The organism is Duganella vulcania, from assembly GCF_009857655.1.
Taxonomy (GTDB): domain Bacteria; phylum Pseudomonadota; class Gammaproteobacteria; order Burkholderiales; family Burkholderiaceae_D; genus Rugamonas; species Rugamonas vulcania.
Map to the genome: position 1 here is coordinate 1 of NZ_WWCX01000037.1, position 22,889 is coordinate 22,889.

Annotated in this window: 19 protein-coding genes and 1 pseudogene; 7 read left to right on the plus strand and 13 right to left on the minus strand. The window is 65.1% G+C overall.

Going from position 1 to position 22,889, the window contains the following annotated elements:
* A pseudogene (locus GTP90_RS19270) lies at positions 1-348 on the minus strand (ATP-binding protein); the annotation flags it as partial.
* Positions 338-1,714, minus strand: coding sequence for a sigma-54-dependent transcriptional regulator (locus GTP90_RS19275; RefSeq protein ID WP_161085090.1), 1,377 nt, complete (start codon positions 1,712-1,714; stop codon positions 338-340). The pseudogene GTP90_RS19270 and the gene GTP90_RS19275, both read right to left, overlap by 11 nt.
* A gap of 191 nt (positions 1,715-1,905) precedes the next feature.
* On the opposite strand from GTP90_RS19275, the gene GTP90_RS19280 reads away from it, so the two are divergent.
* The 4 genes from GTP90_RS19280 to GTP90_RS19295 are packed head-to-tail and all read left to right on the plus strand — an operon-like array spanning position 1,906 to position 8,772.
* Positions 1,906-3,210: an efflux RND transporter periplasmic adaptor subunit gene (locus GTP90_RS19280; protein ID WP_254451943.1), complete on the plus strand. Its 1,305-nt coding sequence runs from the start codon at positions 1,906-1,908 to the stop codon at positions 3,208-3,210.
* A 31-nt stretch (positions 3,211-3,241) separates the two neighbouring features.
* Positions 3,242-3,922 (plus strand): ABC transporter ATP-binding protein, encoded by a 681-nt coding sequence (locus GTP90_RS19285; protein ID WP_161085091.1) that lies wholly within the window; start codon positions 3,242-3,244, stop codon positions 3,920-3,922.
* A 17-nt stretch (positions 3,923-3,939) separates the two neighbouring features.
* Positions 3,940-6,330, plus strand: a complete 2,391-nt coding sequence (locus tag GTP90_RS19290) for an ABC transporter permease (RefSeq protein WP_161085092.1) — start codon at positions 3,940-3,942, stop codon at positions 6,328-6,330.
* A 12-nt stretch (positions 6,331-6,342) separates the two neighbouring features.
* A complete protein-coding gene (locus tag GTP90_RS19295; protein ID WP_161085093.1) occupies positions 6,343-8,772 on the plus strand; it encodes an ABC transporter permease in 2,430 nt (809 codons plus the stop codon).
* A 74-nt stretch (positions 8,773-8,846) separates the two neighbouring features.
* On the opposite strand, the gene GTP90_RS19300 is transcribed toward GTP90_RS19295, so the two are convergent.
* Positions 8,847-9,713: an FKBP-type peptidyl-prolyl cis-trans isomerase gene (locus GTP90_RS19300; RefSeq protein WP_161085094.1), complete on the minus strand. Its 867-nt coding sequence runs from the start codon at positions 9,711-9,713 to the stop codon at positions 8,847-8,849.
* Between the two features lie 117 nt (positions 9,714-9,830).
* On the minus strand, positions 9,831-11,711 hold the full coding sequence (locus tag GTP90_RS19305) for a potassium transporter Kup (RefSeq protein ID WP_161085095.1): 1,881 nt from the start codon (positions 11,709-11,711) through the stop codon (positions 9,831-9,833).
* A gap of 202 nt (positions 11,712-11,913) precedes the next feature.
* Between GTP90_RS19305 and rarD the strand changes: the two genes are divergently transcribed.
* Together rarD and ettA are read left to right on the plus strand one after the other, a co-directional pair.
* A complete protein-coding gene (gene rarD / locus GTP90_RS19310) occupies positions 11,914-12,789 on the plus strand; it encodes an EamA family transporter RarD (protein WP_161085096.1) in 876 nt (291 codons plus the stop codon).
* 82 nt (positions 12,790-12,871) lie between these two features.
* A complete protein-coding gene (gene ettA, locus GTP90_RS19315; RefSeq protein WP_117012441.1) occupies positions 12,872-14,539 on the plus strand; it encodes an energy-dependent translational throttle protein EttA in 1,668 nt (555 codons plus the stop codon).
* A gap of 52 nt (positions 14,540-14,591) precedes the next feature.
* Here the strand turns inward: ettA and GTP90_RS19320 are convergent, their stop codons facing one another.
* Both GTP90_RS19320 and GTP90_RS19325 read right to left on the minus strand, forming a co-directional pair.
* Positions 14,592-15,179 (minus strand): outer membrane beta-barrel protein, encoded by a 588-nt coding sequence (locus tag GTP90_RS19320; RefSeq protein WP_161085097.1) that lies wholly within the window; start codon positions 15,177-15,179, stop codon positions 14,592-14,594.
* A gap of 181 nt (positions 15,180-15,360) precedes the next feature.
* Positions 15,361-15,966, minus strand: coding sequence for an alpha-ketoglutarate-dependent dioxygenase AlkB family protein (locus GTP90_RS19325; protein WP_161085098.1), 606 nt, complete (start codon positions 15,964-15,966; stop codon positions 15,361-15,363).
* A 43-nt stretch (positions 15,967-16,009) separates the two neighbouring features.
* On the opposite strand from GTP90_RS19325, the gene GTP90_RS19330 reads away from it, so the two are divergent.
* Positions 16,010-16,603, plus strand: coding sequence for a putative pterin-binding protein (locus GTP90_RS19330; protein WP_161085099.1), 594 nt, complete (start codon positions 16,010-16,012; stop codon positions 16,601-16,603).
* Here the strand turns inward: GTP90_RS19330 and GTP90_RS19335 are convergent.
* From GTP90_RS19335 to GTP90_RS19365, 7 genes are all read right to left on the minus strand, one after another.
* Positions 16,600-16,866, minus strand: coding sequence for a hypothetical protein (locus GTP90_RS19335; RefSeq protein WP_254451944.1), 267 nt, complete (start codon positions 16,864-16,866; stop codon positions 16,600-16,602). The two genes, GTP90_RS19330 and GTP90_RS19335, sit on opposite strands and share 4 nt — an antisense overlap.
* A gap of 331 nt (positions 16,867-17,197) precedes the next feature.
* Positions 17,198-18,022, minus strand: coding sequence for a Rossmann-like and DUF2520 domain-containing protein (locus GTP90_RS19340; RefSeq protein ID WP_161085100.1), 825 nt, complete (start codon positions 18,020-18,022; stop codon positions 17,198-17,200).
* Positions 18,022-18,621, minus strand: coding sequence for a DUF924 family protein (locus GTP90_RS19345; RefSeq protein WP_161085101.1), 600 nt, complete (start codon positions 18,619-18,621; stop codon positions 18,022-18,024). The genes GTP90_RS19340 and GTP90_RS19345 overlap by 1 nt, the downstream gene beginning before the upstream one ends.
* Positions 18,622-18,623: 2 nt before the next feature.
* A complete protein-coding gene (locus GTP90_RS19350; RefSeq protein WP_161085102.1) occupies positions 18,624-19,370 on the minus strand; it encodes an MgtC/SapB family protein in 747 nt (248 codons plus the stop codon).
* Between the two features lie 25 nt (positions 19,371-19,395).
* Complete coding sequence (locus GTP90_RS19355) at positions 19,396-19,653, minus strand: hypothetical protein (protein WP_117012434.1); 258 nt, start codon at positions 19,651-19,653, stop codon at positions 19,396-19,398.
* Positions 19,650-21,464, minus strand: a complete 1,815-nt coding sequence (locus GTP90_RS19360; protein WP_161085103.1) for an aminopeptidase P family protein — start codon at positions 21,462-21,464, stop codon at positions 19,650-19,652. Before GTP90_RS19360 ends, GTP90_RS19355 begins: the two co-directional genes overlap by 4 nt.
* A 671-nt stretch (positions 21,465-22,135) precedes the next feature.
* The gene (locus tag GTP90_RS19365; RefSeq protein ID WP_161085104.1) at positions 22,136-22,825 is read right to left on the minus strand and encodes a Crp/Fnr family transcriptional regulator; all 690 of its coding nucleotides are present in this window, start codon (positions 22,823-22,825) and stop codon (positions 22,136-22,138) included.
* Between the last annotated feature and the right edge of the window lie 64 nt (positions 22,826-22,889).

Below are 22,889 nucleotides of genomic sequence, written 5' to 3' on the forward strand. Positions count from 1 at the left end.
GAGCGGTGCCACCGCGCCGGCGCCGGCCGCGTTCTGGATGCTGAACAGGGCGATGGGCGCGTGTTCGAGGCGGGCTTCCAGCGCGTGGAGGGTGTCGGCCAGTTCGCGGCCCGCGGATGCGGCGCCGTGCAGCATGGTGCTGTCCTGCGCTTCCATGCGCGGGGGGCGGGGAGCCAGGCGGCGCAGGCATTGCCACAGCGCGATGGCCGGCACCAGCGCGGCCAGGCCGCACAGCACGACGCGGCGCGGCTCGGGCGTGGCGGACATGATGTCGGCAACGGCGGCCAGCGCCATCAAGGCGGCGACGCTGGCCACGGCGCCCAGCTTGAGGGCGCGTTCAGATGCCATGCTTGCCCAGCTTGCGGTACAGCGCGGCGCGGCTGACGCCCAGCGACTTGGCGGCGTGGCTGATGTTGCCGTTGAACTGGGCCAGCGCCGAGGCGATGGCTTCGCGCTCCAGCGCATCGAGCGTCATCTCGCCACTGCCGGAGCCGCGCGCGGGAGCGGCAACAACGCCCGGCGAGACGATGAAATCCGCGCCGCCGTCCATCGCCGCCATGCCGGCGCCGAGCCCGAAATCGCTCAGGGCAAATTCGGCGCCCTGGCCCAGGATCACGGCACGCTCGCAGGCATGGCGCAGCGCGCGCACATTGCCCGGCCAGTCGTGGCGCAGCAAGCCGTCCATCGCGGCCGCGCTCACGTTGCGCGCGGGCCGTTCGTACTGCAGGGCGTAAAGGTTCAGGTAATGCGTCAGCAGCAGCGGAATATCCTCGCGCCGTTCGCGCAGCGGCGGCACGCGGATCACGATGGTGTTCAGCCGGAACAGCAAGTCCGGCCGGAACACGGCGGGATCGAAAAGCCGCGCCTCATCGAGGTTGGTCGCGCTGACGATGCGCACGTCGATGGCTTCCGGCTTGTCGGCGCCGATCGGCGTCACCTCGCGCCGCTCCAGCGCGGTCAGCAGCTTGGCCTGCGCCGCCAGCGGCATGTTGCCGATCTCGTCCAGAAACAGCGAACCGCCGCGCGCGGCCTGGAAGCGCCCCGCCCTGTCGGCCTTCGCATCCGTGAACGATCCTTTGCGATGGCCGAACAACTCGCTCTCGAACGTCGATTCCGGCAGCGCCCCCATGTCCACCGCCAGCAGTGTGCCAGCCGCGCGGCGCGACAACGCATGGATGGCGCGCGCCACCAGCTCCTTGCCGACGCCGTTCTCGCCCAGCACCATCACGTTGGCCTCGGTCGGCGCCACGCTGGCGATCAAGGCCTTCAGTTCGCGCATCGCCGTGGATTCGCCCATCAGGTCGGGCGCCGCCGTGGCCGGGCCACGCATGGCGGCGCGGCGGGCCAGTGCCTGGTCGATGGCGGCCACCAGCCGCGCGTTGTCCCACGGCTTGGTGATGAAATCGCCGGCGCCGCGCTTCAACGCTTCCACCGCCAGCGGCACGTCGGCGTAGGCGGTCATCGCGATCACCGCCGGCGGCTGCGCCTGGGAGCGCAGCAGGTCCAGCAGCGCCAGCCCTTCGGCGCCGTCGATGGAGCCGGGTGTGAAGTTCAGGTCCAGCAGCACCACGTCCGGCACGCCCTGCGCCAGCAAGGCGGGCAGGCCCGCCGGATCGCACAGCGTGGCGACCTTGCCATAGCGCCGCCGCAGCAGCAACTGCGCCGCAGTGGCGACATCGGCGTCATCATCGAGTATCAAAACGTAAGCGGACATGCAGGCATTCTAGCAGCCGCTCACCGGCTGTGGACATGGCCTGCGGCCACGCGCAGCGCACACACGCGGCGAGTGTTCAGTTCCGAACACCTGCCGCTGTTCATAAGCGGACACCGAACGCCCGGCGCCGGCCAGGCAGGCCGTCAACACAGGGTTTTGCGGCTTGGCACAGCGCTTGCTGTATGGCCGGCATGCACATCAAAAAAAATATCGGTCCCACTCCAACCCACCTGCCATCCAGCGGCGCGGCGATGGATGTCGTCGTGCCGCGCAAACGCGGCAAGGCCATCGCCATCGGCCTGGCGGCCACGCTGGCCGTCGCGGCGGCCGGCTACGGCCTGTGGGCCTGGATGCCGCGCGGCCTGCAGGTGGATGGCGCCGACCTGCGTATCGGCCAGGCGGAACGCGGCATCTTCGTCGACGAAATCGTGGTGCGCGCCAATGCGGAGCCGCTCAATTCCGTGATACTCGACTCGGTCGAATCGGGCCGCGTGGAGGAAGTCTTCGCCATCGACGGCACGCTGGTGAAAAAAGGCCAGCTGCTGTTCCGCATCTCCAACCCGCAGCGCAACCTGGAACTGCTGGCGCGCCAGTCGGAACACGCGGTCAGCATCTTCAACCTGTCCAACCTGCGCGTGGCGCAGGAGGCCAGCGCCAGCGACCATCAACGCCGGCGCGAGGATCTCCAGTTCGCGCTGGAGCAGGTCCGCAAGCAGCACGAGCGCAATGTGCGGCTGGCGGCGCAGGGCTACATCTCCGCCGTCGCGCTGGAGGAATCAGCGGACAAGCTGCAGCAGCAACGCCGCCTGCTGGCGCAGGAGGAACGCGCCTCCAGCACCGAGGAAAGCGTGCGCCGCAGCGCCGCAACGCAGCTGGAAACGGCCATCGAAGGGCTGAACTCCGGCCTGAAACTGGTCTCCGCCACCGTCGACGCGCTGGCAGTGCGGGCGCCGGTCGAAGGCCGGCTGACCAACTTCCGCCTGCAGGTGGGCGAATCGATCAGCACCGGCAAGAACATCGGCCGCATCGACGATCCGGCGCGCTTCAAGCTCTCCGCCAGCGTGGACGAGTACTACCTGAACCGCATGGCGGTGGGCCGGCACGGCAGCGTCAAGCAGGATGAGCGCAGCTTCGCGGTCGACATCCGCACCATCTACCCGCAGATCAAGGAAGGCCGCTTCATGGTGGAACTGGTGTTCACCGGCGGCCAGCCGCCGGTGCTCAATCCCGGCCAGAGCCTGGACGCGCGCATCACGCTGGGCGAGCCGGCCAAGGCGCTGCTGCTGCCGAACGGCGCCTTCATCACCGACAGCGGCGGCGCCTGGGTCTACGTGCTGGACGCGGGCGGACACACGGCGCAGCGCCGCGCGGTGCGTGTCGGACGCCGTAACAACAGCCAGCTGGAAGTACTCGAAGGCCTGGCTGCCGGCGACAAGGTGATCCTGTCCAGCTACGCGGCCTACGGAAATTCACCACGGCTTCAAATAACGCAGTAAATTCCCATAACTACCAACAGAGGCAAACCCCATGATCAAACTTGTCGGCGTCAGCAAAATTCATCAGGCAGGAGAAATCCAGACCACCGCGCTGGACCGCATCGACCTGGAAATCGAAGCGGGCGAATACGTCGCCATCACCGGGCCCTCCGGCTGCGGCAAGTCGACCATGCTGGGCATACTGGGACTGCTGGACGTGCCGAACCACGGCGAGTACTGGTTCGAAGGCCAGAACGTCGCCGGCTGGAGCGAATCGAAACTGAACCAGCTGCGGCGCGGCCGCATCGGCTTCATCTTCCAGAGCTTCAACCTGATCGAGGAATTGACGGTGTTCGAGAACGTCGAACTGGCGCTGGAATACAACGGCACGCCGGCGCGCGAACGGCGCGAGCGCGTGACGGCGATGCTCGCCAAGCTGGGTGTCGGCCATCGCGCCTCGCACCGGCCATCGCAGCTGTCGGGCGGCCAGCAGCAGCGCGTGGCGATTGCGCGCGCGCTGGTGGCCGGCCCCGCCGTCCTGCTGGCCGATGAACCGACCGGTAACCTGGACACGGCGCACGGCGATGAAGTCATGCGCCTGCTGCGCGAGATTAACGCCGAAGGCACGACGGTGGTCATGGTCACGCACTCGCCGGATCATGCCGCGCAGGCTTCGCGCACATTGAACCTGCTGGACGGCCGCATCATGGTCGACGTACTGCAAGCCGCATAAGCGTCAGGATCACATTAATGAACCTGCGCGATTTTCGCATAGGCTGGCGGCTGCTGTTGCAGCAGCCGGCCTACTCCGCCGTGGTGATCGGCGGCCTCTCCATCGGCTTTGCCGCCTGCTTCCTGCTGTTCGGCTTTGTCGAATTCTGCCTCAACTTCAACGGCGCGATACCCGACAACGACCGCGTGGTCGTGGTCAAGCAGCGCATCAACGTCTTCCCGCGTCCGGAATGGCAGACCCGCGCCTTTCTGCCCTTGCGCGACGTCGCCATCGCCAGCGGCCTGGTGTCCGAGGCCAGCGTCACCAGCGTGCTGGAATCGCCACTACGCGCCGGCAACGCGCTGCGTACGCTGGACCTGCAAGTGGTCGATCCCGCTTTTCGCACCATGTTCGGCATCGCCGCCTTGCAGGGCGACTTGAACGCGGCGTTGACGCAACCGGACGGCCTGGCGTTGACGCGAACCGGCGCGCAAAAGCTGTTCGGCGCCAACCCGGCGATCGGGCAGACCGTCACGATCGACGGCACGGTACTGCAGGTGCGGGCGCTGATGCCCGATCCCCCGGCCAACAGCAGCCAGCAGTACGAGGCATTGGTCGGCACCGCCAGCAGCGCATGGCCGGAGCGCGAGACCGCGATCAGCAAATGGGGGCGCGGCACGGTCTACATCAAGCTCAAGCCCGGCGCGTCGATGCAGGCGTTGACGGCGCTGCTGCAGGAAGCCAGCGAGAAGTCGCCGATCAACCAGCGGGTGAAAAGCGGCTCATTGGGCAAAGGCCTGAACGGCCGCAATGTGGCCGATATCAGCCTGCTGCCGCTGCGTGATGCCTACTTCGACGAGGGCCTGGCCAACAGCCGCGCGGGCGAGCAGTATGGCCGGCGCGGCAGCGTATTCGGCATGGCGGCCGGGGGCTTCCTGATCCTGCTGCTGGCGGCGATCAACTACGTCAACCTGGCGACGGTGCGCACCTTGCGCCGCCAGCGCGAGATCGGCATACGCAAGCTGCTGGGCGCCAGCGCGGCACGGCTGGTGCGCCAGTTCCTCAGCGAGGCCGCGCTCACCTCCGTGCTGGCCGCCGCCGCCGGCCTGGTGCTGGCGTGGCTGCTGCTGCCAACGTTCTCCGATCTGATGAACCGTCCACTGGCCGGCATGTTCACGCCCTTGCGCTGCCTGGTCGCGCTGGCGTTCGGGCTGTTCATCGGCATGTGCGCCGGCGCTTATCCCGCCTGGCTGGCGCAGCATGCGCTGCCGGGGCCTGCGCTCGCGGGACGCGGCAACAGCGAAACCGCCGCCGGCCTGTGGGTGCGGCGCGTGCTGACGGTGCTGCAGTTTTCCAGTGCGATGGCGCTGTCCGCGACGGCGCTGGCGGTCGGCTGGCAGACGTACTTTGCCAGCCACGCTTCGCCCGGCTTCGATCCGGCCCGCCTGCTGGTGCTGAACCTGCCGTCCTACGGGGAGGACAAGCAAGCCGCTGTCTCCTTCATGGAGCAGGTTGCCCGGCTGCCGCGCGTTGAAGGCGTGGCCTCCATTTCGGAAGCGGTGGGCCGCGACGGCATGAAGCTGTCCAACACGGTGACAACGCGGGACGGCCGCGAGATCCCGCTGGAGGGCAAAAACGTCAGCGCCAACTGGTTTGAGCTGGTCCGCCTGAAAGCCGTGCAAGGACGCGTGTACAACGCGGCGCAGGATGTCGAGTACAGCAAGGTGCCGCGCGTGGTGGTCAACACCGCCGCCGCGCTGGCGCTGGGTTATGCGTCGCCGCAGGATGCGGTCGGCCAGGTGGTGCCGGGCGGGATGGAAATCGTCGGCGTGGCGCCGGACGTGCGCTTCCAGGGACTGCACCAGCCGTCGAAGGCGGTCGTGTATTTCGTTCGTCCCGGCGGCGTGGTGATGGTACGCACCGGCGACAGCCTGGAGACCGCGTACGCCGCGATCGAACCGGTATGGCGCCGCCACTTCCCCAACGCCATCATGGAAATGAAAACGCAGCAGGCGGTGCTTGAAGAACGCTACGGCACTGAAAGGCGCCTGATACGGATACTGGCCTTCACCAGCCTGATAGCGATTGCGCTGGCGGCTTTCGGCATCTACGTGCTGTCCGCCTACAGCGTGCAGCGCAGCCGGCGCGAAATCGTGATGCGCAAGCTGCACGGCGCCGGCCGCGTCGACATCGCGCTGATGATGGGGCGCGAGTTCTCGGCGCTGGTGGGCGCCGGTGCGTTGATCGGCCTGCCGCTGGCGGCGGTGGCGATCCAGCGCTACCTGGCCGAGTACACGGAGCACGCGCCCATCGGCGCCTGGACGCTGGCCGCCGCGCTGGCGATGGCGCTGCTGGTGGCGCTGCTGGCCACCACCCGACACACCGCGACCGCCCTGCGCATGTCCCCAGCGCTGGCACTGCGCGACTGACCGGAGAACAAGATGAAACCAAGCGACTTCCGCATCGGCTGGCGCCTGCTGCTGCGCCATCCACTCCAATCGGCAGTGGAGATACTCGGGCTGGCGACCGGCTTCGCCGTCTGCTTCCTGCTGCTGGGCTTTGTGGCCTACTCCTTCAGCTACGACAGCGACGTGCCGCAGCGTGAGCGGGTGTTCGTCATCAAGCACCGGCTGAACTTCATCCCGCAACCGCAGTGGATGGAGTACACGCCGTTCGCGCTGCGCGAGGTGGCGCTGCGCAGCGGCCTGCCGCTGGAGGTCAGCGCCTGGTGGCCGCGCCAGGCCACGCTGCAGCTGCAGGGACGCGCGCAGGAACTGGACGTGACGGCGGTCGATCCGGCCTTCCAGTCCATCAGCGGCCTGTCCGCGCTGGAAGGCGACCTGCACGCCGCGCTGACCCGGCCCGACGGCCTGGCCGTGCCCCGGCAAACCGCGCTGCGCCTGTTCGGCACCACGCAGGCGCTGGGCCGCACCATCGAAATCAATCGCCAGGCGCTGCAGGTGCGCGCCATTCTGGCGGACCGGCCATCCAACAGCACGCTGCAATTCAAGGCGCTGGTCGGCGTGGACAGCGCGCTGTGGCCGGAGAAGGAGCGGCAGGAGGCGATGTCCAGCTGGATGAGCATCGGTGGCCGCATCTACGTCAAGACCGGTCCAGGCACCACGCCACAAGCCTTGCAGCGGGTGCTGCAGGACACGATCGACCGCGCGCCGTGGGACAACCTGGCGACGCCGGAAATGAAGGCGGCGCTGGCCGGGCGCAAGATGGTCGATATCGCCCTCGGTCCGCTGGCCGACGCCTACTTCGACCGCAGCGTCGCCAACACCATGGGCACTGGCCCGCGCGGCGACATGCGCGTGGTGCTGGCGCTCGGCGCCACCGGCCTGCTGATACTGCTGCTCGCGGTGGTCAACTACGTCAACCTGGCCACGGTGCGCACCTTGCGCCGCCAGCGCGAGATCGCCATGCGCCGCGTGCTGGGCGCCACCACGCATCAGCTGCTGACACAGTTCATGGCCGAATCGATGCTGTTGTCCGTCGGCGCCGCCGCGCTGGGCGTGCTGGTGGCGTGGCTGCTGCAGCCGCTGGCCTCGGACCTGCTGGAGCGCCCCCTGGACAGCTTGTTCACGCCGATGGTGGTCGGCGCGTGCCTGCTGTTCGGCGCCATGGTCGGCGCCGCGGCTGGCGTGTATCCGGGCTGGCTGGCGCGCGGCGTCGACATGGGCGCCGCGCTGGCGCACCGCAGCGGCGAAACCGCCGGCGGCGCGTGGCTGCGCCGCGTGCTGACGACGGTGCAGTTCAGCGTCGCCATGTGCATGGGCAGCGTGGCGCTGGCGATCCTGTGGCAGACGCAGTTCGCCTCCGCGGCGCCGCCGGGCTTCGATCCCGCGCCGCTGCTGGTGGTGGAAATGAAGGACAACCTGCGCGACAGCCCCGCCGCCCGCTCGCTGCGCGACGCCATCGCGAAGTTGCCCGGCGTGGCGGGCGTGGCCGACAGCCGCGACGTCCCGGGTCGCAACGACATGACAGGCACGCACGGCAGCGGCACGTTCCAGCGTGTGGACGGCAGCAGCACGCCACTGTCGATACATTTTGTCGGGCCGGATTTCTTCAACGTTTACGGCCTGAAGGCGCTGGCCGGACGCATGTTCGATCCGCGCATCGACGGCGCCGCCGACGACGGCGAGCAAAACGTCGTGATCAACCAGGCGGCGGTGCTTGCGCTGGGCTGGCCGTCCGCGCAGCAGGCGCTGGGCCAACGCATCGGCGGAACGCAGTTCCGCATCGTCGGCGTGGCGCCCGATCCGCGCTGGGAGACGCTGCGCGATCCGGTGCGCCCTACCCTGTACCAAATCACCCGCGACAACCAGCTGCTGACGGTGCGCATGCGCGCCGCATCGGACCCGCGCAACCGCGAGTTGCTGGAGCGGGACATCGCCACCGCCTGGAGCCGCTACTTCCCCGACAGCGAACCGGTGATACGCGCGGCCGGCAGCTACTACGCGCAAGCCTACGCCGACGATGTGCGCCTGGCCAGGCTGCTGGCCTGCGCCACGGCGGTGCTGTTCGCGCTGGCCGCCTTCGGCATCTACGTGCTGGCGGCGCACAGCGTGCAGCGGCGCGCGCGCGAGATCGTGCTGCGCAAGCTGCACGGCGCCGGGCGCGATGCGATCGCGGTGCTGGTCAGCCGCGAATTCCTCCTCCTGACGGCCGCCGCCGCGGCGGTGGGCCTGCCGCTGGCGTGGCTGGCCATCGAGCGCTATCTGTCCGACTACTCGGAGCGTTCGGCGCTGGGCGGCTGGGCGCCGGCGGCGGCGCTGGCGTTCGCGCTGCTGGTCGTGGCGATGGCCACCATCCGCCACACCGTGGCCGCGATGCGCATCGCACCGGCGCAGGCGCTGCGCGACTAAGCGGCTGGCAGCGCAAAAAAAAACGGCCGGCCCCTGTCGCACAGGAACCGGCCGTTTATCTGAAACGATCAGTCTTAGTTGACCGTGACCAGCGTAACCTCGAAGATCAATGTGGCGTTGCCAGGAATGCTGCCATTGCCGGCCGCGCCGTATGCCTGATCCGGCGGGATCGTAATGGTGCGCTTGCCGCCAACCGCCATGCCGATGATGCCATTGCTGAAACCTGGAATCGAGTCGCCGCTGCCAAGGACGAATTTATCCGGATTGGCCTTGGCCACATTGCTGTCGAACTGTGGACCCTTCAGGTCAGTGCGGGTACCGTCATATAGCCAGCCGGTATAACGCACAGTGACCGAATTGCCGCTGGCGGCCACGGCGCCGGTGCCGACAACATTGTCGATTTTTTGCAGCGTCGTCGGCGGAGGCACGACCACCGGCACGGTGCCCTTGACGACATTGACCAGCTCAAAATCGTAGACGAGCGGCGAGTTGGCCTTGATCGCCACGTAGCCGTACGGGTTGGGGTTCGGCACGTCGCGCGTGGCGGCGCCGTACACCAGGCTGGCCGGCAGGATCGCGGTGCGCTTGCCGCCGACTTTCATCGCGGCGACGGGCGCCACGCCGAGGATGGATTGGTCCCAGCCGGTCACCACGCTGCCGACACCCACCGTGAACGGCGTGGCTGGCTTGCCGGTATCGACCGAGCTTTCCACTTTGTCGCCCTTGAAATTGGGCTTGGTCGAGTCGTACAGGTAGCCGGTGAAGTTGATCACCACCAGGTCGCCCGCCGCCGCCTGGGTGCCGGTGCCGACCACGGTATCGGTCAGTTGGAACGCCGGCTGCGGCACCACCACGGCCGTCGGGGTTTTCGCGCCGCCGCCGCAGGCGGTCAAGGCCGCTACGCAGGCAACGGCAGCAATATATTGAAACATCGATTTCATGATTACCTTAGATGTGTGTTCGTATTGGTCCCACTTTCGGAGCAGAAGTTTAGCAGACCATGCCGCTTCCGCTCCGGGCGCTACATTCGGTTACATTATTTAGCGCCGCGAGTGTGCTTAAATTTCCACTTGCGTGCCAAGTTCGATCACGCGGTTGGTGGGGATCTGGTAGTAGTCGGCGGCGCCGCGGGCGTTGCGCGACATCGCCACGAACAGGTGCTCGCGCCAGGTCGACATGCCGGCGCCGGGGGTCGAGATGACCGTCTGGCGGGCGATGAAGAACGAAGTCTCCATCATCTCGAACGGCAGGCCGAGGCAGTCACACAGCGCCAGCGCTTTCGGGATGTCCGGTTCGTCCTTGAAGCCGTAGTGGACGTTCACCTGGTAGCACTGGTGGCCCAGGTCCGTCACCTTGACCTGCTCTGCCTCCGGCACGTATGGCTCTTCCACCACGTGCACGGTGAAGAACACCACGCGTTCATGCAGCACCTTGTTGTGCGACAGGTTGTGCAGCAGCGCGTGCGGCACGCCGTCGCTCTCGCCGCGCAGGAAGATGGCGGTGCCATACACCCGCGTCGGCGGCGCCACGAACAGCGAGGACAGGAAGTCCTCCAGCGGGATCGCGTGCTTCTGCAGGTTCTGGAACACCAGCTCGCGGCCGCGCTTCCAGGTCAGCATGACGGTGAACAGCACGGCGCCAAGCAGCAGCGGGAACCAGCCGCCGTGGAACAGCTTGAGCGTGCTGGCCGAGAACAGCATGATGTCCATGATGATGAAGAAGCCAGTGGCGGCCAGGCACACGGCCAGCGGCATGTGCCAGCGGTAGCGGGTGACGAAGAAGGTCAGGAAGGTGGTGCACAGCATGGTCGCCGTCACCGCGATGCCGTAGGCGCCGGCCAGCTTGTCCGACGAGCCGAAGCCGATCACCGCCAGCAGCACCACCGCCAGCTGCAGCCAGTTGACGGCCGGGATGTAGATCTGGCCGATTTCACGTTCGGACGTGTGCACCACGCGCATGCGCGGCAGAAGTCCCAGGGCGATGGCCTGCTTGGTCATCGAGAAGGTGCCGGAGATGGTGGCCTGCGAGGCGATCACCGTCGCCATGGTCGACAACACCACCAGCGGGTAGACGCTCCACGCGCCCAGCTGCTGGAAGAAGGGATTGGAGATGGCTTCCGGATGGACCATCAGCAGCGCGCCCTGGCCCAGGTAGTTCAGCGCCAGCGCGGGGAACACCACCAGGAACCAGGCGGCGCGGATCGGCTTCTTTCCGAAGTGGCCCATGTCCGCGTACAGCGCCTCGGCGCCGGTGAAGGCCAGCACCACGGCGCCCAGCGCGACGAAGGCGATCATGCGGTTCTGGATCATGAAGCGGAAGGCGTTCAGCGGATTGAGCGCCCACAGGACCTGCGGCGCGGCGATGATGTTGATCAGGCCCATGACCGCCAGCGCGGCGAACCACACCATCATCACCGGGCCGAACAGGCGGCCGATGCCGGCCGTGCCGTGGCGCTGCATCGCGTACAGCGTGACCAGCACGATGATCGTCAGCGGCACGATGTACTGTTCCAGCCCCGGCGCGGCCACTTCCAGGCCCTCCATCGCGCTCAGCACCGAGATGGCCGGCGTGATGACGCTGTCGCCGTAGAACATGGTGGCGCCGAACACGCCCAGCAGCATCAGCGGATAGTGCCAGCGCGGCGCCGCCTTGCTGACCGAATTGAGCACCAGCGCCATCAGCGCCATGATGCCGCCCTCGCCGCGGTTGTCGGCGCGCAGCACCAGCGTGACGTATTTGAGCGAGACGATCATCGTCAGGCCCCAGAAAATCAGCGAGATGATGCCCTGGAGGTTGAACTCGTTCAGCGCCAGGCCGTGCTCGGGATCGAAGATGGTTTTGAGGGTGTAGAGGGGACTGGTACCGATGTCGCCGTAGACGATGCCTACCGCGGCCAGCGTCAGGGCGACGAGGCTGCTTTTCTTATGTTGCTCGGTCAAGATTGCACCTGTTGTTGTTTTGGTGCATTGCACAATAGGATAAGTATTTGCAAAAGGCAAGGAGATTTTCGCATGGAAGGACGTTCCAAAAATTCAATATCGCCAGTGTACGCTGCTGCGGGCCGAAGCGCGAGGCCGCACAGCGACGGTGCGCCAGATCGGCGATAATGGCAGACCTTGCCTTCGTCCCGCCGTCCTTCCCATGAATATTGGTATTGTTTACGCCACATTCGCGTTCTTTTGCTGGGGCTTGTTCCCGCTGTACTTCCACGCCATCGGCGAGGTGCCGGCGATGGAAATCCTGGCGCACCGCATGCTGTGGTCGCTGTTGTTCCTGGGCCTGGTGCTGACCGCGCGCCAGCAATGGAAGTGGCTGCCGCAGGTATGGCGCAAGCCGCGCGTGCTGGCCAGCTTCGTGGCCTCGGCGGTGCTGCTGACGGCCAACTGGTTCGTCTACATCTGGTCGGTCAACAACGGCCATGTCATCGACGCCAGCCTGGGCTATTTCATCAATCCGCTGATCAATGTGCTGCTGGGCTTGCTGGTGCTGAAGGAAAAACTGCGCCGCGGCCAGTGGATCGCCATCGGCGTGGCGGCCAGCGGCGTGCTGTGGCTGACCTGGTCGGCCGGCCAGCTGCCGTGGATCGCCCTGATCCTGGGCCTGACCTTCGGCGGCTACGGCCTGCTGCGCAAGACCGCCGCGCTGGCCGCGCTGGAGGGCCTGTCGCTGGAGACCATGCTGCTGTTCCCGCTGGCGCTGGCCTATGTGTTGTGGCTGACCGCGCACGGCCAGAACACCTTCCTCAGCACGCCGTACGACAGCACCCGCTGGCTGCTGGCGGCTGCCGGGCCGATCACCGCGATTCCGCTGGTGATGTTCGCGGCCGGCGCGCGCAAGATTCCGATGTCGGTGCTGGGCCTGCTGCAATACCTGTCGCCCAGCATGCAGGCGCTGCTGGGCGTGTGGGTGTTCCACGAGACCTTCCCGCAGGCGCGGCTGATCGGTTTCATCATCATCTGGGCCGCGCTGGCGCTGTACGTGGCCGAGGGGCTGTGGGCCTCCCGGCGCGCTAAATAGTGGGCGGGCGGCGGGATTTATCGTATCCTGTCGTCCTTCCTTGCATTTCCATGCAATTAAAAAATTCTGACTGAGATTCTCAATGGCAAATTACGTCTATACCATGAACCGCGTGGGCAAAATCGTCCCGCCCAAGCGCCAGATTCTGAAAGATATTTCGCTGTCCTTCTTCCCCGGCGCAAAGATCGGCGTGCTGGGCCTGAACGGCTCCGGTAAGTCGACCTTGCTGAAAATTATGGCAGGCATCGACACCGACATCCAGGGCGAAGCCGTGCCGATGCCGGGCCTGAACATCGGCTACCTGCCGCAGGAACCACAGCTGGATCCCGAAAAAACCGTGCGCCAGGAAGTGGAATCGGGCCTGGGCGAAGTGTTCGAGGCGCAAGCCAAGCTGGAGGCCGTGTACGCCGCCTACGCCGAGGAAGACGCCGACTTCGACGCGCTGGCCACCGAGCAGGCGCGTCTGGAAGCGATCATCTCGACCTCCGACGGCGGCAACCTGAACCTGCAACTGGAAATGGCGGCCGACGCGCTGCGCCTGCCGCCCTGGGACGCCAAGATCGGCGTGCTGTCCGGCGGTGAGAAGCGCCGCGTGGCGCTGTGCAAGCTGCTGCTGTCCAAGCCGGACATGCTACTGCTCGACGAACCGACCAACCACCTGGACGCCGAGTCCGTCGAATGGCTTGAACAATTCCTGCTGCGCTTCCCTGGCACCGTGGTCGGCATTACCCACGATCGCTACTTCCTCGACAACGCCGCCGAGTGGATCCTGGAACTGGACCGCGGCCATGGCATTCCATGGAAGGGCAACTACTCGTCGTGGCTGGACCAGAAGGCCAACCGCCTGAAGCAGGAAGAAGCCACCGAATCGGCGCGCCAGAAGGCGCTGGCCAAGGAACTGGAGTGGTCGCGCCAGAATCCGAAGGCACGCCAGGCCAAGTCCAAGGCCCGCCTGGCCCGCTTCAACGAGCTGAGCGAGTACGAATACCAGAAGCGCAACGAGACCCAGGAGATCTTCATCCCTGTGGCCGAGCGCCTGGGCAACGAAGTGATCGAATTCAAGAACGTGTCGAAAGCGTTTGGCGACCGCCTGCTGATCGACAACGTGTCGTTCACCATTCCGCCGGGCGCCATCGTCGGCATCATCGGTCCGAACGGCGCCGGTAAGTCGACCCTGTTCAAGATGATCGCCGGCCTCGACAAGCCGGACAGCGGCGAAGTGGTGATCGGCCAGACCGCCCGCATCTCGCTGGTGGACCAGAGCCGCGATACGCTCAGCGACAGCAAGACCGTGTTCGAGGACGTGTCCGGCGGCGCCGACATGCTCAGCGTCGGCCGTTTCGACATGCCGTCGCGCGCCTACCTGGGCCGTTTCAACTTCAAGGGTTCGGACCAGCAGAAAGTGGTCGGCAACCTGTCCGGTGGTGAGCGCGGCCGCCTGCACCTGGCCAAGACCCTGCTCAAGGGCGGCAACGTGCTGCTGCTGGATGAACCGTCGAACGATCTGGACGTGGAAACCCTGCGCGCGCTGGAAGATGCGCTGCTGGAGTTCGCCGGTTCCGTGCTGGTGATCTCGCACGATCGCTGGTTCCTGGACCGTATCGCCACCCACATCCTGGCGTTCGAAGGCAACTCGCAGGTCACCTTCTTCGACGGTAACTATCAGGAATACGAAGCCGACAAGAAGAAACGCCTGGGCGAGGAAGGCGCGAAGCCGAAACGCATCCGCTACAAGCCACTGACCGTATAAAACTAAAGGCCACCTCGAAAGGTGGCCTTTTTTTTATTGCGGCTAGCTGAACTTAGAAGTTGTAGCGCACGCCGGCGGTGATGGCGCTGTTTTTGCGGCCCAGATCGATGTTGTTCTTGCCGTAGTTTTCATACTCCAGCGAGACCTTCACGTTCTTGTTGATCGCGTACTCGGCGCCGACCGAGGCGTACAGCGCGGTCTTGTTGTTGTCGCCACTGACGGAGGCGATGCCGGTGGTGGTCACGTCATTGTGATTGCGCGCCACACCCAGCTTGCCGAACACGGCGACCTGGTCGTTCACGGTGTACGTGCCCTTGCCGGCGACGTACAGCGAGCTGGCCTTGGTCTGCACGTGGCCTGGTGCGCCGCCTATCGTGTAGTCGTAACCTTTCTTGCCGAAGTCGGTGTAGCCGCCTTCAATCGCCCAGGTCTTGTCGAAGTTGTAGCCGCCGAAGATTTTGCCGGTGGCCTTGTCGCCGCTGCGGTCGGAGGTGCTGGTGGCGTTGGGTACGTCGAATTTGTAGTGGCTGCCCACGACGCCGGCGCCGATGTAGGCGGTGCCCGCGTCATCGGCGGCGTAAGCGGAGGTGCCGGCCAGGGCGGCAGCGGAAGCAACTAATGCGAACAGAATTTTTTTCATGGTCTTGGATCTTTCAGCAGTGAGTGTTGGACTTGCTTGGGATCGCAGTTCTGTGAATTGCGATGGAACCAAGATAGCACTCATGCCAATCCCTGTCCGCACCGATTTAGTAAGAAGTGTGACAGGATGTAAGCCAAATTATGGATGGCTTAAAACAGCTTTTTCCAAACTTAAGATCAGCTTAAGGTTCGCGCAGGATGTTGCGAAAAGTGAGGTTGATGCGCGGTCCGCGCGGGCCGCGTTCGCTGTTGATGCCGTGCAGCCAGTGATGCTGCAGGCTGCCGGCCATCAGCAGCAGGCAGCCGTCGCCCAGCGCCAGCTTGACGGTCTTCGGCAGGGTCCGGTGTTTGAGGATGAAGGTGCGCGGGTCGCCAAAGCTGACCGAGGCGATGGCGGGATTCGGGCCCAGCGCGGGCTCGTTGTCGGCATGAAAGCCCATGCGGTCGCGCTCGTCGCGGTAGTAGTTCAACAGCAGGCTGTTGAACCGGCGGCCGGTGGCCTGCTCGACTGCCTGTTTGATGTGCAGTTGCAGCGGCGTGAACGGCAGCGGATGGAACACCTTGCCGGAATATCGGTAGCGGGCGTCGCCATGCCAGGCGCTCAGGCGCGGCTGCATGTGCAGCTTGCCCCAGACTTGGATCTGTTCCGCGCGCCAGTCGGTCTCGTCGAGCAGGCGCTGCATGACCTCGGCCGGCGCCAGGTCCAGCGCCAGCCGCTGCTGGAACCACAGTTCGCCATCCTCGATCGGGATGGGCGTCAAGGCGCTGTCGTCGGCAAATAAGTCCATGCGCGGTATGATACCGGCACTACGCCAACCCGGAGTATTCCCTATGAAAAAACGCCAGTTCCTTGGCCGCGCCGCGCTCGCCGGCATGGCCGCCGCCGCCCTGCCAGCATCGCAAGCTGCATCCGCCGCCGCGAACAATACCGGCCCGGCGCTGCTGACCGTCACCGGCGCGGTCGGCAAGGTCAATCGGGGCCGCTTCGATCCGGTGCGGGACCAGATGATGTTCAAGCAAAAGCTCAGCTTCGACAAGGCGCACGCCTTCGACTTCGCGGCGCTGGCCGCGCTGCCGGCCATTACCATTCAGCCGACGCTGGAATACGACGGCAAGGTCCACACGCTGCGCGGCCCGCTGCTGCTGGACGTGATGCATGCGGCCGGCGCGTCGCTGGGCGACGCCGGCAAGCTGGTGTTGCGTGCGGTGGATGGGTATGCCGCCGTGGTCACGGTTGCGCAGGCGCGCGCGCAGCGCTACATCGTCGCCACCCATCTGGATGGCGCGCCGATGGCGCTGGGCGGACTGGGGCCGCTATGGGCGGTCTACGATGCCGACAAGGTCCCCGAGATGGCGGCCAAACCGCTCGCGGAGCGGTTCGGTTCCTGCCCGTGGGCCTTGTATCACATCGAAGTGCAGGTTTAAGCGTAGGCTTCGGCTAAAGTCATCACGCGTGGCGTGATGGTGATGCCGATGCCGCTGAACAGCGCGGTGATGGCGGCCATGTTGGCTTCCATCTCCTCGGCTTTCCAGCCCTGGAACAAGTCGGTGCCGTCTTTCTGGAAGTGCAGGTCCAGCACCTTGCCGCGGTCCTTGTGGGTGTAGCCGCCGCTGTAGGTGTTCTTGAAGCCCATCGCAGCCAGCGCGGCCAGCACTTCGGCCGGCGGATTGTCTGGATCGGTGGCCATGAACACACCAAAGGTTTTGCCGGGTGGTTTAGCGGCGATATCCACGTCGTAAATCCCTGGCGCTTTCGTGACGGTCGTACTCTTCAGAAATAACATGTTCTTACCCCTATCCTATTGGTGCGCCGGCTCAGTGCTAGATTCTTCAAGAAAACATTCTAAGAAACAAGCTTATTGCTAATTCCGAGGTTTGTCGACTAGTCCCGCCACTTATTTGTGAATTCGTACCAATAAAACTGCAACGCTCGGCGCCTGGTCGGACATACACCTACTTAAAATATAGTTGTTAAGCAGTAATTTGCAAGGAGATAAGAGGCGTTATGGCCCCGGCGGGCTATTTCTGCCGCTTTCTGCGCGCCAGATCGGCGGTGGGCGCCACCAACGCACGGTAGAGATCGCCTGTCGGCGCGTCCCATTGATCGACCGCCCGTTGTTGACGTTCCACAGTTGCCATGTCGCCGCGCGCGATCGGGCCGCTGAGCGCGGCGGCGGCGCCGAGGCGGAATACATTGGCCATCGATTCGGCGGCCAGCGGCTGCGCCATCTGGCGCGCGACCGGTTCCGGGATGCCGGCCGCCATGTAGGCGCGCAGGGCGGCGTCCAGCACCGTCACCAGGTAGTTGCTGGCGAAGACGGCGGCGGCGTGGTACACGGTCTTGGCCGAAGCGTCGATCGGCACGGGCTGCGCGCCTATCGCCAGCAGGGCCGGTGTGAGCATGGCCAGCGCGGCGGCGTCGCCTTCGATGCCGCAGAAGGTGCCTGAAAATTGGGCAGCCACCACCGCCGGATCGGCAAAGCTGCGGATCGGATGGACGCTGGCGACCAGCGCTCCCGCGTCGCGCGCCGCCTGCAATTGGCCGGACGCCAGCGCGCCGCTGCAATGGAATACGACGCTGCCCTTCAGCGGCACCGCCTGCGCGAGCGCCGCGCAGGCGCTCGCGATCTGGTCGTCGCCGACCGCCAGCACATGCAGGTCGGCCGGCCGCAGTTGATCGTAACGCTCCACTGCCGCGCCGCTGCCGATGAAGTCGACCGCCGCCTGCGCCGACGCCGCGGACCGCGTCAACACCTGCTGCACATTGAAGCCGCCCTGCGCCGCCAGCAGGCGCCCCAGCACGCGGCCGACATGGCCGGCGCCGATCAGGTTCAGGGCAGCCATCAGAAACCGGACCCCGGCTGCTGCAAATATGCCTGCTCTTCCGGCGTCGATGCGCGGCCCAGGATGGCGTTACGATGCGGGAAGCGGCCGAAGCGCTTGATCACCTCGCGATGGCGCCGCGCGAAATCGAGCATGCCGGCGACGCCTGGCGCGGCCGGGTCGGCGTCGAGCATGCGCTCAAAGAGGGCCACGGCCCGCTCCTGCATCACGATATCCTCCGCGTGCTCGAACGGCAGGTAAATAAAGCCCCGCTGCAAAGGTGCCAGCGTTTCGTCCTGTCGCGCATCGACCATGGCCTGTGCGGCTTGCAATGCCAGCGGATCGCCGGCGAAGGCCAGCGGCGTGCCGCGATGGACGTTGCGGCAGAACTGGTCCAGCACCAGGATGCGCGCCAGCGCCGAACGCGGGCCTTCCTCGTCCCAGTGCCGCAGGCCGCCGGCCAGTGCCTGCTCGATCAGGGCGCCGAAACGGCTGCCGATCTCGCGGTCGAAATCGTCGTCCTTCTGGAACCACTCGCGGCGCGGCGCATCGGCGGCCTGGCCTTCCGAGGGCTGGAACCAGAAATCGAATACCGCCTTGGCTTGTGCGTTCATGTTCATGCTCAGTTACGTGCGTGCGACAGTTGGAAGCTGTGGATGCCGTCGAATTGCGCCAGTTCGGCCGACAGCACCGACATCGGCGCGCCGCTACGCTTGCTCAGCGCGATGGCGACGAAGCGCCATTCCTGCATGCCGCCGTCGCTGCCTATCATCAGCGAACCGCCGGCGATTTCGTAGCCGCGTTGCAGGGCCATGGCGCGCAACGCAGGCTCCTGCGGCAGATAGCCGGCCTTGAAGCGCATGGTGATCGCTATCGCGTGCCGCGAGGGCAGCCAGGCCTCGACCCTGGTCAGCAGGATCATCGCGCCCGCGCTCAGCACCGCCAAGCCCATGGCGCCAAGATAGAAGCCGATGCCGACCATCACGCCGATCACCGACGAAGCCCAGATCGAGGCCGCCGTCGTCAAGCCGCTGATATTAAAGCCTTCACGCATGATGACACCGGCGCCGAGGAAGCCGATGCCGGTGACGATGCCCTGCACGATGCGGGTCGGGTCGGAGGCGAGGATGGTGTGGCCGGCATGGCCGCCGAACCATTCGGCGGGATAGCCGCCGATCACCGTCAGCGCGGCGGACGCCATGCATACCAGCCCATAGGTGCGCATGCCGGCCGCGCGGCCGTGGTACGAGCGCTCATAGCCGACCATCAGGCCTAGCAGCAGCGCTCCGACCAGGTTGAGCAAAATAACGCCGTTGGTGGCGATTTCGTGGGCAGACCAGTAGGCAAACAGGGACTCGATCGATGGCATGCGTGGTCTCTTTCAGCGATGGCGCTCAAGGCGCCTTTTTAACGAGCTGCTTTTCAAACGCGACATCGAGCTTGCTGACGCGCTTGGGCGCGGCGGGCGATATGCCGTTGACGAAGGCGACAAAGTCGTCCAGCTCCAGCGGGGCGCACAGCGGTGGCTGGCCGGGGCCTTCTGTCAGGAAGAAATGGCCGCTGCCGGTGCGCGACATCGAATACTTGGCGTTCCCACTGCGGACCTTGAGGCGGTCGACGGCCGTCGTGGCCCTGGTTGCGCGGCCGCTCATAGCGCCTCCGTGCGGGTTTCGAGCCAGGCCAGCGCGTCGCCGGACAGCAGTGGGCGCAAACGCTTGCGCACCGTGGCGTGATAGTCGTTCAGCCAACGTTTCTCGTCGTCGCGCAGCAGCGAGGGCTCGATGCAGCGGGTGTCGATCGGGCACAGGGTCAGCGTTTCGAATTCGAGGAACTCGCCGAATTCGGTCTGTCCCGCAGGACGGTTAAGCACCAGGTTTTCAATCCGGATGCCCCACTGGCCGGGACGGTACAGCCCCGGTTCTATCGATGTGATCATGCCTGGCTCCATGGCGGTGTGCGGCTCCGGCATCGCCGATTGCGAAATCGACTGCGGGCCTTCGTGCACGTTGAGGAAGTAGCCGACACCGTGGCCGGTGCCGTGGCCGAAGTCCAACCCTTCGGCCCACAGCGGCGCACGGGCGATGGCGTCGAGCATCGGCGATTTGGTCCCGCGCGGGAAGCGCGCCGACGAAAGCGCGATCACGCCCTTGAGCACCAGCGTGAAATCGCGTTTGTGCTCGCCCGTGATGGCCCCGACGCCGACCACGCGGGTGATGTCGGTGGTGCCGCCCAAATACTGGCCGCCGGAGTCGATCAGCAGCAGGCCGTCGCCTTCGATGACGGAATGCTGGGCTTCGGTGGCGCGGTAATGCATGATCGCGCCGTTGGAGCGGAAGCCGGCGATGGTGGCAAAGCTCGGGCTGACGAAACCGGGTCGGCGCGCGCGGGCCGCCGTGATCTCGCGGTCGATGGCCAGCTCGGTCAGCGGTGGACGCTGCGGATCGGCCAGCGTTTGATCCAGCCAGGTGAAGAATTCGCACAGGGCGGCGCCGTCCTGCTCCATGGCGGCGCGCACGTGGGCGGCATCGGCCTCGCTCTTTCTGGATTTGGCGAAGGTGGTCGGGTTGATCGCCTCGATCACGCGGACCGTGGCCGGCACCCACTGGCGGGTGCCATAAGTGATGCGGCGCGGGTCAACCAGCAGCGTGCTGTCGGCGGGCAGCGCGGCCAGCGTGGCGGCGGCCGATTCGTATGGCGCGACGTCGACGCCGTCCTCCGCCAGCGTGGCGCGCAGCGCGGGCGAGACCTTGCCGCCGGCGACAAACAACGTGGCGCGGTCCGGCCCGACCAGCGCGTGGGACAGGAAGATCGGGTTGAAATTGACGTCGGCGCCGCGCAGGTTGAACAGGTAGGCGATATCGTCCAGCGTCGAAATCAGGTGGTGCTGGGCGCCCAGCTGCCGCATCGTCGTGCGCAAATTGACAAGCTTTTCGGCGCGGGTCTGCGATGCGAACGGCGGCAGGTGTTCGTAGACCGGCGCTTCGGGCAGCGTTGGGCGGCCGGTCCAGACCTCGTCCAGCAGGTCCAGATCGGTGCGCAGGGTGACGTTTTTCGCTTTCAGCGCCTGTTCCAGCAGGCGGGCGATGGACAGGCCGAGCACCGCGCCATCGACCGCCGCCGTCTGGCCGGATTGCAGGGTTATTGCCACCCAGTCAACATATTGAACGCTGGCGCCGGAGGTCAGTTTCATCAGCGCGATGCCGGTGCCGGCCAGCTGCTGCTCGGCCTGGGTCCAGTAACGGGCATCGGTCCAGACGCCGGCGAATTCCGGCGTGACAATAAAAGTACCAACCGAGCCGGTAAATCCCGACAGCCATTCGCGGCCCTGCCAGCGCATTGGCAAATATTCGGACAAATGAGGATCGGCCGACGGCACGATCAGCGCGTCGATATTCTGGCGGCGCATCGCCGCGCGCAACAGCGCAAGGCGCTCGACGACGGGGGAAGTATCTGGAGTATGCATGGGATAAGTCGATTTCCGGTGCGCCGCCGATGCGGCATAGCTTGTCGCTATGATACTCCGATTGCCCGAGGGGCAGGTTTGCAACTTGATCTGGAATGCGTTAATTGCTCAACCGTCGTGACCATGATTGTCTCGCTCCAGCACAAAGGATCACGACGGTCTTCGAATTTTGCAATCACGCTGGAATATGGCCTTGGCCAGATTAGAGAAATAATCATTAATGGACGCGCATAATTCTCTACTCCCCCGGCGAATTGCTCACGGAAGTATTTTTCTGCGACTACAGAAAATCAGCGATCGGCAATATGCCGCGGAAACTGGGTGTCGCGCCGCCAACGTTAAGCCGCATGTTAAACGGCCGTGGAAGAGTGACCACTTCAATGCCTGATCCCGCACTGGGAAGTTCAAATGCACGACCGCTGGTTAGCAAAACAGCGTAACGCCGCATAACGATTTAATCGCCGCTTTATTCGCATAACGCGCGCTCCCGATACTCCCCCTCACTTTCCTGGTCAGCGACGATGACGCGGCATTTAGCAGCCGCTCGATTCGTGCGCATGGCGCAAATCCGCCATTCCCGCGCTGGAATTTGGCTCAAACACGCTAAAATTTAGCATATTTTGAGGGCAAAACGTCCCTGATCGGGACTTCATCATTCCAAGGAGTGGGACTCAGGCCTCGTAGCGGCGCAGGCCTTCGAGATCGAGAATGCGGATGCCGCCGTAATCAAGACTTAATAAGCCTTGTTTCTCCAGCAGCTGTAACGCCTGATTGGCACGCTGGCGCGATGCGCCCGACAGCAGGCCTAATTCCTCCTGCGATATTTGCACCAGCTTTTCCAATCCCGGATAAAGATGGGAATTAAACATTGAAACCAAACAACGCGCCACGCGAGTATCGGGATTTAATAAGCGGTCATTTTCCACCATGCCGATAAACTGCCCCAGGCGCTCATTCAGCTGCATTAATAAAAACCGCGTAAATGGCAAACTGTTTTCCAACAGCCAATGAAAAGTAGAAAGCGGCATGCGCGCAATACGGCTGTCGCGCAAAGCCATCGCATCGTATTTAAGATGTTCTCTTTTTAAAAGCGAACCTTCGCTGAACCACCCACCAGGCGGTACACCGGTAAATGACACGCTTTTACCCGCCGCCGAGAAATTGGTCATCTTCACCATGCCCTCGATAATACCCAGCCAATGCTCCACCATTTCTCCCTTGCGGCAAACATAACCGCCCTTCGGGACAAAGGTTTCAAAGGTCTCGGCCTCCACGCGCGCCATTTGCTCCGGCGTCAGGCCCTGGGCCCAGATCGCCGTGCGCAACGCTTCCTTGAGGGTAATTTGATGTTGATTAGGCATTATTGCAACGCACCATGGAAAGTTCAGTCAAATGTCGCCGAAAAGACAACCTGACTGTCGGCGG